The sequence below is a fragment of the Rhizorhabdus antheiae genome (assembly GCF_049889055.1).
Classification (GTDB): domain Bacteria; phylum Pseudomonadota; class Alphaproteobacteria; order Sphingomonadales; family Sphingomonadaceae; genus Rhizorhabdus.
Window position 1 is genome coordinate 123,120 of sequence record NZ_JBLTWO010000004.1, and the last position, 15,126, is coordinate 138,245.

The following is a 15,126-nucleotide window of genomic DNA, read 5'->3' on the forward strand; positions in this document are numbered from 1 at the left end:
CCCTTGCGCGAACCCCTCGCTATAGCCCCGCTCGACTCTCGCATTTGCAGCATAGGGGCATAGCCAATGACGGCCGTCGGTCAGGACTCTCTCAAAACCCGCTCCACCCTCAACGTCGATGGCAAGCATTATGCCTATTACTCGCTCGCCAAGGCGTCCGAGCGGCTCGGCGACATCTCGCGCCTGCCCTTCTCGATGAAGGTGCTGCTCGAAAATCTCCTGCGCTTCGAGGACGGCGTGACCGTCACCACCGAAGACGTCCAGGCTATCGTCGACTGGCAGAACAACCCCACGTCCGAGCGTGAAATCCAGTATCGCCCGGCCCGCGTCCTGATGCAGGACTTCACCGGCGTTCCCTGCGTGGTCGACCTCGCCGCGATGCGCGACGCGATCAGCAAGCTCGGCGGCGACGCCCAGAAGATCAACCCGCTCGTCCCCGTCCACCTCGTCATCGACCACTCGGTGATGGTCGACAGCTTCGGCACGCCCAAGGCGTTCGACGAGAATGTCGCGCTCGAATATGCGCGCAACGGCGAACGCTACGAGTTCCTCCGCTGGGGCTCGAAGGCGCTCAACAATTTCAAGGTCGTGCCCCCGGGCACCGGCATCTGCCACCAGGTGAACCTCGAGAACATCGCCCAGACGGTGTGGAGCTCCCCCGACGGTTCGGGCGTCGACGTCGCCTATCCCGACACCTGCGTCGGCACCGACAGCCACACCACCATGGTCAATGGCCTGGGCGTGCTCGGCTGGGGCGTCGGCGGCATCGAGGCGGAAGCCGCGATGCTCGGCCAGCCGGTCTCGATGCTCATCCCGGAAGTCGTCGGCTTCAAGCTGACCGGCACGCTCAAGGAAGGCATCACCGCGACCGACCTGGTGCTGACCGTCACGCAGATGCTGCGCGCCAAGGGCGTCGTCGGCCGCTTCGTCGAATTCTACGGCCCGGGCCTCGACGCGCTGTCGCTCGCCGACCGCGCCACCATCGCCAACATGGCGCCCGAATATGGCGCGACCTGCGGCTTCTTCCCGATCGACGACGCGACGATCACCTATATGCGTCTCACCGGCCGTTCGGCCGAGACCGTCGCGCTGGTCGAAGCCTATGCCAAGGAGCAGGGCTTCTGGCGCGTCGCCGGGGCGCCCGATCCGGTGTTCACCGACACGCTCGGACTCGACATGTCGACCGTCGAGCCGTCGCTCGCCGGTCCGCGTCGCCCGCAGGACCGCGTGCTGCTCAGCCAGGTCTCGGCCGGCTACAATGGCGAGCTCGCCAACGGCTACAAGAAGGCCGACGAGGCAACCAAGCGCGTCGCAGTCGAGGGCACCGATTTCGACATCGGCCATGGCGACGTCGTGATCGCGGCGATCACCAGCTGCACCAACACCTCGAACCCGTCGGTCCTCGTCGCCGCCGGCCTCGTCGCCCGCAAGGCGAACGCGCTCGGCCTCAAGGCGAAGCCCTGGGTCAAGACCTCGCTCGCCCCCGGATCGCAGGTGGTCACCGACTATCTCGAAAAGGCCGGCCTGCAGAAGGATCTCGACGCGATCGGCTTCAACCTGGTCGGCTATGGCTGCACCACCTGCATCGGCAATTCGGGCCCGCTGCCCGAGCCGATCTCGAAGGCGATCAACGCCAATGACCTGGTCGCCTCGGCGGTCCTGTCGGGCAACCGCAACTTCGAGGGCCGCGTGTCCCCCGACGTGCGTGCCAACTATCTGGCCTCGCCGCCGCTGGTCGTCGCCTATGCGCTGTTCGGCACCACCGCCAGGGACATCACCACCGATCCGATCGGCACGTCGAAGGACGGCAACCCCGTCTATCTGAAGGACATCTGGCCGAGCACCGCCGAAGTCGCGAACACGGTCGCCTCGGCGATCGACTCCGACATGTTCGTCAAGCGCTATGCCAATGTCTATCTGGGCGACAAGAACTGGCAGGCGATCGACGTCGAAGGTTCGGACACCTACACCTGGCGCGCGGGTTCGACCTATGTCGCCAACCCGCCTTATTTCGACGGCATGTCGATGACCCCGGCTCCGGTCGGCGACATCGTCGACGCCCGCCCGCTCGCGATCTTCGCCGACTCGATCACGACCGACCACATCAGCCCGGCCGGTTCGATCAAGCTCGACAGCCCGGCCGGTCGCTATCTGACCGAGCATCAGGTGTCGAAGGCGGACTTCAACAGCTATGGCGCGCGTCGCGGCAACCATGACGTGATGATGCGCGGCACCTTCGCCAATATCCGGATCAAGAATCAGATGATCCCGGGCATCGAAGGCGGCCTGACCAAGCACATCCCGTCGGGCGAAGTGCTGGCGATCTACGACGCGGCGATGAAGTACAAGGACGAGGGCACCGCGCTCGTCGTCATCGCGGGCAAGGAATATGGCACCGGCTCGTCGCGCGACTGGGCGGCGAAGGGCACCAACCTGCTCGGCGTCCGCGCCGTCATCGCCGAGAGCTTCGAGCGCATCCACCGCTCGAACCTGGTCGGCATGGGCGTTCTGCCGCTGCAGTTCGCCGAAGGCATCGACCGCACCACGCTCAAGCTTGACGGCACCGAGACCTTCTCGATCGACAATGTCGCGGGTCTTCGCCCGCGCCAGACGGTCAGCGTCAAGATGACGCGCGCCGATGGCTCGACCGAGACCTTCGAGACCCGCTGCCGGATCGATACCGTCAACGAGCTCGAATATTTCCTCAACGGCGGCATCCTGCAGTACGTGCTGCGCAAGCTCGCCGCCTGATCGGAAACGCTTGAAGAAAGGGGCCGGTCCGCAGCTGCGGGCCGGCCTTTTTCATGCCCGCACGGCAACCGCAAGCATCCCGCTTCCGCCCGCGACGCCGACGCTCTAGGGTCCCGCCATGATCGCGTCCGAAGCCCGCCCGAAGATCGTCCTGCACATCGGCCAGGGCAAGACCGGCACCTCCGCGCTGCAATCGGCGCTGGCCCGCAATCATGATCTGCTGAAGAGCGTGGGCGTTCTCTACCCCGATCATCCAAGCGCCGAGCAGGCGCGCGCCGGCCATGTCATGTCGGGCAATCTCGACCCCGAAAACTGGTTCGAGGGGCAGGTGATCCCGATCGTGGCTGCGGCCCCGGGCTTCGCGACCTATGTCTTTTCGAGCGAGCATCTGTTCTGGCGGATGGACGCGTTCCTTGCCGCCGAGGGCCGCTACCGCGACATCTATGATTTCGAAATCCTGATGGCCGTGCGCAGCCCGATCGAGATGCTCCCGTCGGTCTATCAACAGGCCGTGAAGCGTGGCGGCTTTCACGAGGACATCGCCGCCTTCGCCGAGCATGAGACGAGCGCGCGCATCGCCGCCGATCTCGTCGCCGCGATGGAGCGGGCGGGCATCGCCTTCACCCTGTTCAACTATTCGGCGATCCGCGACGCGATCGTGCCGCGCCTGCTGGATCACATCGGCGTCCGCGCCATCGTCGAGGGCGGGCATGCCGCGAAGGTGGGCCGGGTCAACCGCTCGCTGACCCTGGCCGAACTGGCCTTCGTCCGCTTCGTCAACCAGATCTTCGGCGCGGACTATGGCCGCCTCATCGCCGATACGCTCGTCAACGAGCTGCCCGACATCGACGGACAGTTACCGTCGCTGGACGAAGCGCTGCGCGACGCGGTGATCGCGCGTAACGAACAAGCGGTCGACCGGCTCAATGCCTGCCTCCCGCACGCCGAGCGGATCGACCTCTACGCGCCGCCCCGATCGCCCGCGCCCGACCGGGGCGAGGCGCTGTCGCCCGAACAGGCCGCGCTGATCCGGCGCATCTTCCCCGCCGCCCTCACGCCGGCGGATGGCGTCATCCTGCGCGACATAGCGATGACCTATGAGCGCGCGGCACCGCTGTCGCGCGACGACGCGATCCGCCTGATGGAATATGCACAGAAAGCGCGCCCCCATGGGCAGATCATCGCGGGCAAGCTCGCCGAATGGCGCGCTGCTGGCGACGCAGGCGCAGGCCGGACGGAAGGCTGACGGGCTTGCGGGGAGGGGACGCGACTGCCATAGGCGCCGGCCCCATGGAGAAGCCCAGCATGTCCGCTCCCAGCGCCGGCGAGGCCATTGGCCTGGATTTCGGCACCACCAACAGCGTCGTCGCGCAGGCCCGTACCGACGGCACCGCCGAGCTGCTGTCCTTCGCGGGCGACCGTGCGACGGGCGCGGTATTCCGCTCGGCGCTGTGTTTCTGGGAGGATGACGGCGCGCGCGGCGGCGTCGCTCATGAAGCCGGCCCCTGGGCGATCGCCGAATATCTCGACTATCCGCAGGGCAGCCGTTTCATCCAGTCGTTCAAGTCGGTTGCCGCCAGCCCGCTGTTCGATCAGGCGTCGATCTTCGGCAAGCGCCTGCGCTTCGAGGAACTGGGCCAGCTCTTTCTTGAACGGCTGCGCAGCCACGCCGGCCCGGCGTTCGACCCACGCGGCCGCCGGATCGTCATCGGCCGTCCGGTCACCTATGCGGGCGCCCGCGCCGATGCGGCGCTGGCGCGCGAACGCTATGACAGGATGTTCGCGGGCTTCGGGGCCGAGATTCATTATGTCTATGAACCGCTGGGCGCGGCGTTCAGCTATGCCTCGCGCCTGACCGAGCCGACCACGCTGCTGGTGGCCGACTTCGGCGGCGGCACCAGCGACTTCTCGCTGGTGCGGGTCGGCGCGCCGCACGAACGCCCGCGCTGCGTTCCGCTCGGCTCCTCGGGCATCGGCATCGCCGGCGATCGCTTCGACAGCCGCATCGTCGAAAATCTCGTGCTGCCGCTGCTCGGCAAAGGCGGCAGCTATCGCTCCTTCGACAAGGTGCTCGAGATTCCGGGCGGCTATTTCGCCGATTTCTCCGATTGGTCGCGGCTGGCACTGATGCGCAACCGCCGCACGCTGGAGGAACTGGAGAAGCTCCGGCGCAGCGCGCTCGATCCCGAGGCGATCGGCCGGATGATCGCGATCGTCGAGCATGAACTGGGCTATGCCCTCTACGACGCGGTGGGAACGCTCAAGCGCCAGCTGTCGGAGCAGGAGGTCGCCCGCTTTCGCTTCACCGGCGGCGGGCTCGACCTCGATCGCGAAGTGACTCGCGCAGAGTTCGAGGGCTGGATCGCCGCCGATCTGGCGCGCATCGACGCGGCGGTCGATGAGGCCCTGCTCGGCGCCGGGATCGCGGCGAACCAGGTCGACCGGGTGTTCCTGACCGGCGGTTCTTCGCTGCTGCCGGCGATCCGCAACCTGTTCGCCCGCCGCTTCGGCGCGGAGCGGCTCGGCTTGGGCGGCGAGCTGACCTCGATCGCGCACGGGCTCGCGCTGATCGGCCAGGCGGAGGACATCGCCGACTGGACGGTGTGAGCCGGCCTCTCCAAAGAGCGGCGTGGCACCGGCGCCGCATCGCGCTATGAGGGCGGCACAACCGGCCATTGGAGAGCGTCGTCCCGCCATGCAGCACGAGCAGACCGCAGACCTTCCCTATCTCCGCAAGGTCGTGGGGGCGTCGATGGCGGGGACGGTCGTCGAATGGTATGAGTTCTTCCTCTACGGCACCGCCGCGACTCTCGTCTTCGGCAAGCTGTTCTTCCCCCAGACGGGCAATGAGCTCGACGGCATCATCGCCGCCTTCGGTACCTATGCAGTGGGGTTCATCGCCCGGCCGCTCGGCGGGATCGTGTTCGGCCATATCGGCGACAAAGTCGGCCGCAAGTCGCTGCTCCAGTTCAGCCTGGTCCTGATCGGCCTGTCGACCTTCCTGATGGGCTGCCTGCCGACCTTCGGTACGATCGGCTATTGGGCGCCCGCGCTGCTGGTCTTCCTGCGCTTCGTCCAGGGCTTCGCGCTCGGCGGCGAATGGGGCGGCGCGGTGCTGCTGGTGGCGGAGCACAGCCCGAACCGCAGCCGCGCCTTCTGGGGTAGCTTTCCGCAGGCCGGTGTGCCGCTGGGCAATCTCCTCGCCACCGTCGTGCTGCTGCTGCTGTCGGCAACGCTCGACGAAACGCAGTTCCTGAGCTGGGGCTGGCGGATCGGTTTCTGGCTGTCGGTCGTGATCGTCGCGGTCGGCTATTATATCCGTACCCAGGTCACCGACTCCCCGATCTTCGAGGCGGCCAAGGCCGAAGCGGAGCAGAAGGCCGAGGCCGGCTATGGCCTGACCGAGGTGTTCCGCCGCTATCCGCGCGGCGTATTCAACGCGATGGGCCTGCGCGTCGGCGAGAATATCCTCTATTATATGGTGGTCACCTTCTCGATCACCTATCTCGCCCATATCGGCGTCGACACGACCGAGATCCTGACGCTGCTGTTCTGCGCGCATCTCCTCCATGTCTTCGTGATCCCGGCGGTCGGGGCTCTGGCCGACCGGATCGGGCGGCGACCCGTCTATCTGATCGGCGCAGCCCTCACCATGGCCTGGCCCTTCGTCGCCTTCCCGCTGTTCGGCACCGGCAGCGCCTGGATCATATTGTCGGCGATCCTGCTCGGCATGGTCGTCCATGCCTTCATGTATGCCGCCCAGCCCGCGATCATGGCCGAGATGTTCCCGACGCGGATGCGCTATTCCGGCGTGTCGCTCGGCTATCAGGTAACGGCGATCGTCGCCGGCTCCTGGGCGCCGCTGATCGGGACCTGGCTGCTGCGCGCCTATGACCGGTGGGAGCCGATCGCCTTCTACATCCTCGGCGCGGGCGCGATCAGCCTGATATCGGCTCTGATGATGCGCGAGACGCGCGGCGTCTCCCTGCTCGCGATCGACCAGGCAGACCGCGCAGCGACCGCCTGACCGGCAGGCTCAGCCGCCGCGCAACATCGAGCGGAGCACATCGTCGCGCCGCACCCAGCCATGGTGGAGCGCCGCGCCGATGTGGACCAGCAGCAGCGCGAACAGGCCCCAGCTCATCAGGAAATGCGCCTCGCGCAGCCAGCCATAGCAGGCGAGGTCGGGGGCGACGAGCGGCGGCAAGGTGAACAGACCGAAGGGTCGCACCGGCGTGCCAGCCGCGCTCTGCATCGCCCAGCCCGACAGCGGCACCGCGAACATCGCGGCATAGAGCAGCCAGTGGCTCGCCTTGGCCGCGAAGACCTGGGCCGGCGAGAGATCGGCGGGCAGCGGCGGCGCGGTGAAACGCAGCCGGTTGAGCAGGCGCAACGCGGCGAGCAGCAGCACGAGGATGCCAAAGGACTTGTGCAGCAGGATGGCGGGATCGTGCCAGCCCGACAGGCTCGTCACCATCGACACGCCCAGGAAGAGCATCGACAGGATCAGCGCTGCCATTGCCCAATGGATCAGCCGCGCGCTTGCGGGAAAGCTGGTGCGGCTCATCGGGCGTCTCCCAAGGCAGTCTCACGGGCACGGCGACGATAGGATTCGGCATAGGCCGAGGAACGGGCCCGCAGGATGGGATCGTCGCTCGGCGCGATGCCCTCCGGCAGGACGAGCGGATCGAAGGTCAGCCCATTGCACGCGCCGCCCGCCTGCGGACGCATCGCGGTGATGCGCAGCACGCCCGCCGAAAGCTGCTGTCGATCCGCAGGCCAGGGCTTGGTCGCATCGTCGGGATCGTCGCCTGCGCCCGCGAAAGTGAAGACCAGGTCGAACTCGACCGGCCCGCGCGCGAGCCGCGCGGCAAGCTCTTTCTGCAGCGCCAGCGGATCGTCGCTCTCCTGCAGGGGAAGCGCGGCCGCTTTCGGCACCGCCTGCCAGCGTACAGCGCGGCGGGTGCCATCAGGTGCGACAAGGTAGAAGGCGTTGATGCTGTTGTAACGCTCGGTCGCCCAGCTGCTGCTCGGCTTGTAGGCGGCTTGCCAGCTGCGGAAGGGCGCGCTTTCGGGATGCGCCGCAAAGAAGGCGGCAATGCGTGCCGGATCGGGCTTGCCCGTCGCCGGGTCGGGCTTCATCGCGCCGATCTGGTCGAAAAAGGCCTGCGGCGTACCGACGGCGAGCACCGGCGGCGTGTTCATCGCCGAGCGCCATTGCTGCCCATCGGGTTGCGCGAGCATGAAGGCGAGGCTGCGGACCGACGCCTTGAGATCGGGCGCCGTCGGATTGCCGCCACCCAGAGAGAAGCGACCGAGCAGTGGCGTCGAGCCCCGCGCGAATAGCGGTGCGCGGCTATAGGAGGCGAGCGCGCCCGAGGACTGGAAGCTGCCGGTCAGGCAGACACCTTTGGCATGGGCGCGGCGGAAGCCGGCGAAGACCTTTTCGCCCTGCATCCGGTTGATCAGCTTCTGCGTCGTCAGGCCCCGCCCGCCCAAGCGACCCGACGCCCAGAGAAACGCCGCGAGCAGCAGCACGATCACGCCGACGATAGCGGCCAGCCGCGCTGCCGAGGCCTTCCCCTTGGGTGTCGTCATCCTGTGGTCCTCAGCCGCGGCTCGGATCGATCAGATATTTCTCGCCGGTCGCCTTGCGCTCATAAGCGCGCAAAATGTCCGGATCGAGCGCCTCCGCGAGGCTGATCGTGCGGGTGTAGCGGCTGGCGAAGGTCGTCGTCAGCTCGTCAACGACGCGCTGGCGGAGCCGGTTCGCCACCTCTTGCCCGGCCTTGCGCAGGAAGGGCATCAGCAGCCAGGCCGACACGCCCCACTGGAAGCCGAAGGCCAGGCGGTTGAGCGTGGTCGGGCTCTGGTCGAGCGCGCCATAGAGATACATCTGCTTGAACACCTCCGAGCCATAGCGGTTATACCCGCTGGAACGCGCATTGGCCGCCTGCTCCATCGCCGTGAGAATGTCGCTGGCGAGGCGTCCTCCGCCGATCGCGTCGAAGCCGACCGTCGCCTCGGTTTCGCTGATCGCCGCCAGCAGCTGCGCCTGGAAGTCGGGCGCGCGGCTGTCGAGGACATAGGTGGCCCCGATGTCGCGCAGGATCGCTGCCTGCTCCTCCGAGCGGACGATGTTCACCAGCGGGATCCCGTCGGCCAGGCAGATCTTCTGCAGCATCTGGCCCAGGTTGGAGGCGGCGGCGGTGTGGACGATCGCCTTGTGCCCCTCGCTCCGCGCCGTTTCAACGAAGCCGAGCGCGGTCAGCGGATTGACGAACATCGCCGCACCATCGGCCGCGGTCGCGCCATCGGGAAGCGCCAGCACCTCGCTCGCTTTCAGCTTGCGATAATCGGCATACATGCCGCCTCCGAAGGCGCCGACCTTGCGTCCCTCCAGCGCCTTGGCCGAAGCGCCGGCGGCGACCACCGTGCCCGCACCCTCATTGCCGACCGGCAGCGACTGGCCGATACGCGCCGCGATCGCGCGCAGCCGCTCCCTGGGCACGTCGAATGCCAAGGCCGGCTGATCGGCGCTGCCCTCGCTGCGGATCGACGACAGGTCGGCCGGGCCGACGAGCAACCCCAGATCGGACGGATTGATCGGGGCCGCCTCGATCCGCACGATGATCTCGTCGTCGGCCGGCGCATCGAGCGCGACCTCTTCCAGCGTCAGCCGCAATGTGCCGTCCTCGGCGACGTTCGAGCGAAGTTCGCGTCCAGTGAAACTCATCGTCATTCTCCCTTGCGGCCGTCGCCCCTGGCGACGGCGTCGCGGCTCGGTCCGGCGAAGCACAGGCTCCGCCGCAGGATCTTCAGGCGGTCTGCCCGCCCTCGACCGTCATCCAGACGGGCACGAGGGCAGGATCGAGGCCGTCCATCTGGCGGCGCTCGACGCTGCCGTCGGGGAGTATGACGAGCCGGCGGTTCACCTTGTTCCGCCAATTCATCCGTGCGGTGTTTTCCTGCCCGACATAGCAGCCCTTGGTGAAGCTCACGCCGTTGAGCAGATCGGCATTGCATTCGAGCCACAGCGTCTTGTCGGAGCCGAGTTCGGCAACGCCTTCGGCAACGCCGAGCGCCTTGCGATGCGCGTGCCAGCCCGGCGCAGCACCGTCGGCGGGCGCGAGCCAGCGGCGGCCGAGCGCCGGCAGTCGGGGGTCGGCTACGCCCTCCGTTCCCGTCGCGGACCAATGCACGGCCAGCGTCTCGTCGCGCGCAATGGTGATCGGCCGGCGCAGGCGGTAGAGCGTCAACCGCCGCACCAGCGCCTCCGCCTGGTCCGCCTCGCAGTCGATCAGCAGATCATCCTCCGCATCGGCGGGATCGGCCCAGATGAGGAAGTCGAACAGCGCCTTGCCCTGCGGCGTCAGCAGGCCCGCCCAGACCGGCAGCGGGCCGGCGACGTCGTTGGTGACGAGGCCCTGGAGAAAGTCGCGGACGCCCTGTCCCGAAAGACGGATGACGGCGCGATCGATGAGGGTGGTATCGGACATGCGCAGAAGGTAGGAGCATCTCCGCCGGAAGTTAACCCGTGCCGACGCGGAGAAGGTGCCGATCGCGACATCGCCTCCGCCGGCGCAACGATGGTGGCTGCACATGACCTATGACCTGATCCTCAAGAACGGAACGGTGTGGACCGTCGGCGGGCCGATCGCGGCCGATGTCGGCGTCAAGGACGGACGCATTGCGGGCATCGGCGTCACGGGCGACGCTGGCGAGACGATCGACTGCACCGGGCTAGACGTGCTCCCGGGCGTAATCGACAGCCAGGTCCATTTCCGCGAACCGGGGCTCGAAACCAAGGAAGATCTGGAGAGCGGCAGCCGCTCGGCGGTGCTCGGCGGCGTCACCGCCGTGTTCGAGATGCCGAACACCAAGCCCAACACCGATTCGGCCGAAGCCGTCGCCGACAAGCTCGCCCGCGCCCATCACCGCATGTGGTGCGATCATGCCTTCTACGTCGGCGCCACGACCGCCAATGCCGAGGCGCTGGCCGAGCTCGAGCGGCTACCCGGCACCGCAGGGGTCAAGATCTTCATGGGCTCGTCGACCGGCAGCCTGCTCGTCGCCGAGGACGAGCATCTGGCGCGCGTGCTGCGTTCGGGCAGCCGCCGGGTCGCGATCCATGCCGAGGATGAAGCGCGGATGATTTCGCGCGAGGGCGAGCGGATCGAGGGCGACCCGTCGAGCCATCCGGTGTGGCGCGACGACGAAAGCGCCATCCTCGCCACCCGCCGCATCCTGCGGATCGCGCGCGAGACCGGCCGGCGCATCCATATCCTCCACATCACCACGCCCGACGAGCTGGCACTGATCGCCCAGAACAAGGACATCGCCACCTGCGAGGTGACACCGCAGCATCTGACGCTGGCCGGCGAGGAAGCCTATCCGCGCCTCGGCACCTATGCCCAGATGAACCCGCCGATCCGTTCGGGCGCGCATCGCGACGGGCTCTGGCATTACCTCCGTCAGGGGGTACCCGATGTGCTGGGATCGGACCACGCGCCGCACACGATCGAGGAAAAGGCGCGGACCTATCCCGCCACCCCCAGCGGCATGCCCGGCGTCCAGACGCTGCTTCCGCTGATGCTCAACCATGTCGCCGAAGGGCGGCTGACGCTCCAGCATCTGATCGCGCTGACATCGGCCGGCCCGCAGCGCGTGTTCGGTCTTCGCAACAAGGGACGGATCGCGCTCGGCTATGACGCCGATTTCACCATCGTCGACCTCAAGGCGCGCTGGACGATCGAGGAAAGCTGGCTGGCTTCGCGCTGCGGCTGGTCGCCCTTCACCGGCATGGCGCTGACGGGCAAGCCGCTCGGCACGATCATTCGTGGCAATCGCGTGATGTGGGAAGGCAGCCTGGCCGATTCGGCGATCGGAGAGCCCGTCCGTTTCGACAGCGTGCCGCTGGCCTGATCGGGCGATTCGCCCCCTGACGCCACGGCACGCTTTCAGCCGATCGTTGCGCCACCGTGCCGCCGCCTGTGGATAAGATGCAGGTCATCGCTTGGCGCAAACGACTCGCCGAATATGAGCGGCAGCTTAACCGTGATGGGCTTTCCTAACGCCGTCTGTGCTGCCAGTCACAGGCTACGGGACGGGTTGGGGAATCCAAATGACCAGAACGACGCGCGCAATGATTGGTTCCATGCTGCTTGCCTGCATGGCGATCGCGCCGTCCGCCGCCCAGGCCCAGACCATCCAGTGCGCACCCTTTGCCCGCATGTTCTCCGGCATCCAGCTGTTCGGCGCCGCCGCCAGCTGGTGGAACCAGGCGGTCGGTAAATATCTGCGCGGCTCGACCCCGCAGATCGGTTCGGTGATGGTGTTCAAGGCGATCGGCTCGATGCGCTCGGGCCATGTCGCCACCGTGACGAAGGTCGTCAGCGACCGCGTGATCAAGATCACCCACGCAAACTGGTCGGTCATCAATGGCCGCCGCGGCCAGGTCGAGCGTGACGTGACCGTGGTCGACGCCTCGCCGTCGAACGACTGGAGCCAGGTCAAGGTGTGGTTCGCACCGATCGGCAAGGTCGGCAACAAGGCCTATCCGGTCAACGGCTTCATCTACAAGGATGGCTCCACGTCCACCGCCGCCGCCGTTCAGGCGCTGCAGAGCGCCGAGGGCTGATCACCCTCCCGGCGCCCAAGCGCCGGTTCGATGCTTCTTCTCAATCCCAGTCGACGATCGTCCATCCGCGACGGCGCGCTTCCTCGCGCAGCCCCGCATGGGGATTGGACGCGATCGCCTCATCCGCCCATTCGAGCACCGGCACGTCGGAGATATGATCCGAATAGAAGCGGATACGGCATGCCGAGCGGTCGAGCCGCTCCAGCCCCATCCATGCCTGGATCATCCGCAGCTTGGCGGGACCATAGCAATTCTCGCCATCGACCTTGTGGCTGACATAATCGTCGATGCCCTTGATCGCCCCGGTGGCGATGACATCGTCCATGCCCAGCCGCCGGGCGATCGGTTCGACCCAGATGCGCGACGACGCCGTCGCCAGCACCAGCCGGCGACCGGCGGCGCGGTTTTCGGCCAGGCTTTCCAGCGCACCGGCCCGGACATTATGCTTCAGGATGTGGTCGGCGAAGCTCTCGGCGATCGGCGTCAGCCGGTCGGCATGGATGCGACGCCCGATCAGCATCGCCTGGTTGAGCTCCTTGACGCGCTTGCGCTCGATCAGCTTGCAGACATAAGCCAGCATCACCCCGGCGGCGAAGGGCACGAAGACGAGGCGCCAGGGCGCCAGCCGCGTGGCCGCGTGGATCATGAAGGGGGTGAAGGTGCCGGTCCGGGTGATCGTCCGGTCCATGTCGTAGATCGCGAGTTCGGTCATCGGCCCGCCCTATAAGCAACAATTGGCAAGGAACAAATCACGGGGCGACACATTTCATTACGGATGCTTGCCGATCTCCGGTCTTTGCGCCACTCCTGGGTCTGATGAACGCTCCCGCCGATTTTCAGTTCGATCAGGGCATATTGCGCTTTTCCGGCGAGCTGACGCTCGCCAGGATCGGTGATCTGTCGCGCCGGCTGTCGGCGCTCGACGCAAGCCCGGAAGAAATCGACCTCAAGGACGTCGACCGGATGGACACGGTCGGGGCGTGGCTCGTCCACCGGATCGTGCGGCGTTGCGATGCACGCGTCGTCGGCGCCGACGAAGAGGTTTGCCAGCTGCTCGAACAGCTCGCCGCCGCCGACAAGCCGCTCAAGATCCGACCCGATTCGAGCCCGCCTTTCGTGCGCGTGCTGCGCGAGATCGGCGACGCAGTCTATGCATCGCTCGATTCGCTGCGCGGACTGGTCGGCTTCTTCGGCGCAACGATGATCGGCCTCTGGGGCCTGATCACCCACCCGCGCAGCTTCCGCTTCAACGCGATGACGCGCCAGTTCGAGGTCGTCGGCGTCAAGGCGCTGGCGATCGTCGGGCTGATGAGCTTCCTGATCGGTATCGTCATCGCCCAGCAGGGCGCAGTGCAGCTGCGGCAGTTCGGGGCGGAAGTGTTCGCCGTCAACCTGATCGGGCGCATAACCCTGCGCGAGCTGGGCGTGCTGATGACCGCGATCATGGTCGCGGGCCGCTCGGGCAGCGCCTTCGCCGCACAGCTCGGTTCGATGAAACTCGCCGAGGAGATCGACGCGATGCGGACGATCGGCGTATCACCGATGGAAGCACTGATCCTGCCACGCGTCCTGTCGACCGTCATCCTGATGCCGTTGCTCGGTTTCTACGCGGCGGTCGTGGCCATCATCGGCGGCGGCATCTTTTGCTGGATCGACCTCGACATACCGCCGATAACCTTCATCCAGCGCATCCGCGAGGTGGTGCCGATGACCGACCTGTGGGTCGGCCTTATCAAGGCCCCGGTGTTCGGGCTGCTGATCGCGATGTGCGGCTGCTACCAGGGCATGCAGGTCAAGGGCAATGCCGAGGAGGTCGGCCTGCGCACGACCGCCTCGGTGGTTCAGGCGATCTTTCTCGTCATCGTCATCGACGCGGTGTTCGCCGTGTTCTTCAGCTCGATCGGGTGGATCTGATGGCGCGGCTGAACGTCCATGACGGGGATATCGTCATCCGGGTGCAGGGTCTGCGCAATGCCTTTGGTGACCAGATCGTGCATGAGGGGCTCGATCTCGATGTGCGTCGCGGCGAGATCCTCGGCGTCGTCGGCGGATCGGGTACCGGCAAGTCGGTGCTGATGCGCTCGATCATCGGGCTGCAGCGCCCGGTGATCGGTACGGTCGAGGTGTTCGGCGAGCCGATGATCGACCGCGACGAAAGCGAGGCCAAGCAGGTCCGCAGCCGCTGGGGCGTTTTGTTTCAGGGCGGCGCGCTGTTCTCGACGCTGACCGTGGCCGAGAATGTCCAGGTCCCGATCCGCGAATATTATCCCCGGCTCGATCCGGTGCTGCTCGACGAGATCGCCGCCTATAAGGTCGCCATGTCGGGCCTGCCGGCGGAGGCGGGTCCCAAATATCCGTCCGAACTGTCGGGCGGTATGAAGAAGCGCGCAGGTCTGGCGCGAGCACTTGCGCTCGATCCGCAGCTGCTGTTCCTTGACGAGCCGACGGCGGGGCTCGACCCGATCGGTGCCGCCGCCTTCGACGAGTTGATCCGGTCGCTGCAGAAGACGCTCGGACTCACCGTTTTCCTGATCACCCACGACCTCGACACGCTGCATGCCATCTGCGACCGGGTCGCCGTGCTGGCGGACAAGCGCGTGATCGCGGTTGGAACGATCCCGGAACTATTGGCGTTGGACCATCCGTGGATTCAGGAATATTTCAACGGCCCACGTGGGCGAGTGGCGGCCGATGCCGCCGAACGGGCGGCTGCAAAGGGCGCCGGGGAATGAGGG

The 15,126-nt window shown here is 66.9% G+C and carries 13 protein-coding genes; 8 read left to right on the plus strand and 5 right to left on the minus strand.

The genetic code is table 11. The annotated features are described in order from the left end of the window. The first annotated feature begins 66 nt into the window (after positions 1-66). The 4 genes from acnA to ACNI3R_RS09885 all read left to right on the plus strand — a co-directional run bounded on the left by acnA (position 67) and on the right by ACNI3R_RS09885 (position 6,778). Positions 67-2,751 carry an aconitate hydratase AcnA gene (acnA, locus tag ACNI3R_RS09870; protein ID WP_426182666.1) on the plus strand — a complete coding sequence of 895 codons (2,685 nt, stop codon included), beginning with the start codon at positions 67-69 and terminating at the stop codon, positions 2,749-2,751. A 118-nt stretch (positions 2,752-2,869) separates the two neighbouring features. Continuing rightward, complete coding sequence (locus ACNI3R_RS09875) at positions 2,870-3,997, plus strand: hypothetical protein (protein ID WP_426182668.1); 1,128 nt, start codon at positions 2,870-2,872, stop codon at positions 3,995-3,997. Positions 3,998-4,056: 59 nt separating this feature from the next. After that, positions 4,057-5,358, plus strand: a complete 1,302-nt coding sequence (locus ACNI3R_RS09880) for an Hsp70 family protein (RefSeq protein WP_426182671.1) — start codon at positions 4,057-4,059, stop codon at positions 5,356-5,358. A gap of 88 nt (positions 5,359-5,446) precedes the next feature. After that, a complete protein-coding gene (locus ACNI3R_RS09885; RefSeq protein ID WP_426182674.1) occupies positions 5,447-6,778 on the plus strand; it encodes an MFS transporter in 1,332 nt (443 codons plus the stop codon). Positions 6,779-6,787: 9 nt separating this feature from the next. On the opposite strand, the gene ACNI3R_RS09890 is transcribed toward ACNI3R_RS09885, so the two are convergent. The 4 genes from ACNI3R_RS09890 to ygfZ form a co-directional block, all read right to left on the minus strand. Then, positions 6,788-7,318: a cytochrome b gene (locus tag ACNI3R_RS09890; RefSeq protein WP_426182677.1), complete on the minus strand. Its 531-nt coding sequence runs from the start codon at positions 7,316-7,318 to the stop codon at positions 6,788-6,790. Beyond that, positions 7,315-8,349 (minus strand): catalase family peroxidase, encoded by a 1,035-nt coding sequence (locus tag ACNI3R_RS09895; protein WP_426182680.1) that lies wholly within the window; start codon positions 8,347-8,349, stop codon positions 7,315-7,317. The genes ACNI3R_RS09890 and ACNI3R_RS09895 overlap by 4 nt, the downstream gene beginning before the upstream one ends. A 10-nt stretch (positions 8,350-8,359) precedes the next feature. After that, entirely contained in the window at positions 8,360-9,487 is a 1,128-nt protein-coding gene (locus ACNI3R_RS09900; protein ID WP_426182682.1) for a zinc-binding dehydrogenase, read from the minus strand. 82 nt (positions 9,488-9,569) lie between these two features. Further along, entirely contained in the window at positions 9,570-10,250 is a 681-nt protein-coding gene (gene ygfZ, locus ACNI3R_RS09905; protein WP_426182685.1) for a CAF17-like 4Fe-4S cluster assembly/insertion protein YgfZ, read from the minus strand. A 103-nt stretch (positions 10,251-10,353) separates the two neighbouring features. Here ygfZ and ACNI3R_RS09910 point away from each other — a divergent pair, with 103 nt between their 5' ends. Next, complete coding sequence (locus ACNI3R_RS09910) at positions 10,354-11,676, plus strand: dihydroorotase (RefSeq protein WP_426182687.1); 1,323 nt, start codon at positions 10,354-10,356, stop codon at positions 11,674-11,676. A 232-nt stretch (positions 11,677-11,908) separates the two neighbouring features. After that, on the plus strand, positions 11,909-12,391 hold the full coding sequence (locus tag ACNI3R_RS09915) for a CHAP domain-containing protein (protein ID WP_426182689.1): 483 nt from the start codon (positions 11,909-11,911) through the stop codon (positions 12,389-12,391). Between the two features lie 40 nt (positions 12,392-12,431). Here the strand turns inward: ACNI3R_RS09915 and ACNI3R_RS09920 are convergent, their stop codons facing one another. Then, a complete protein-coding gene (locus ACNI3R_RS09920) occupies positions 12,432-13,103 on the minus strand; it encodes an HAD family hydrolase (protein WP_426182692.1) in 672 nt (223 codons plus the stop codon). Between the two features lie 104 nt (positions 13,104-13,207). Between ACNI3R_RS09920 and ACNI3R_RS09925 the strand changes: the two genes are divergently transcribed. Continuing rightward, positions 13,208-14,305 (plus strand): ABC transporter permease, encoded by a 1,098-nt coding sequence (locus ACNI3R_RS09925; RefSeq protein ID WP_426182694.1) that lies wholly within the window; start codon positions 13,208-13,210, stop codon positions 14,303-14,305. Further along, entirely contained in the window at positions 14,305-15,123 is an 819-nt protein-coding gene (locus ACNI3R_RS09930; protein WP_426182696.1) for an ABC transporter ATP-binding protein, read from the plus strand. Before ACNI3R_RS09925 ends, ACNI3R_RS09930 begins: the two co-directional genes overlap by 1 nt. The last annotated feature ends 3 nt before the right edge of the window (positions 15,124-15,126 follow it).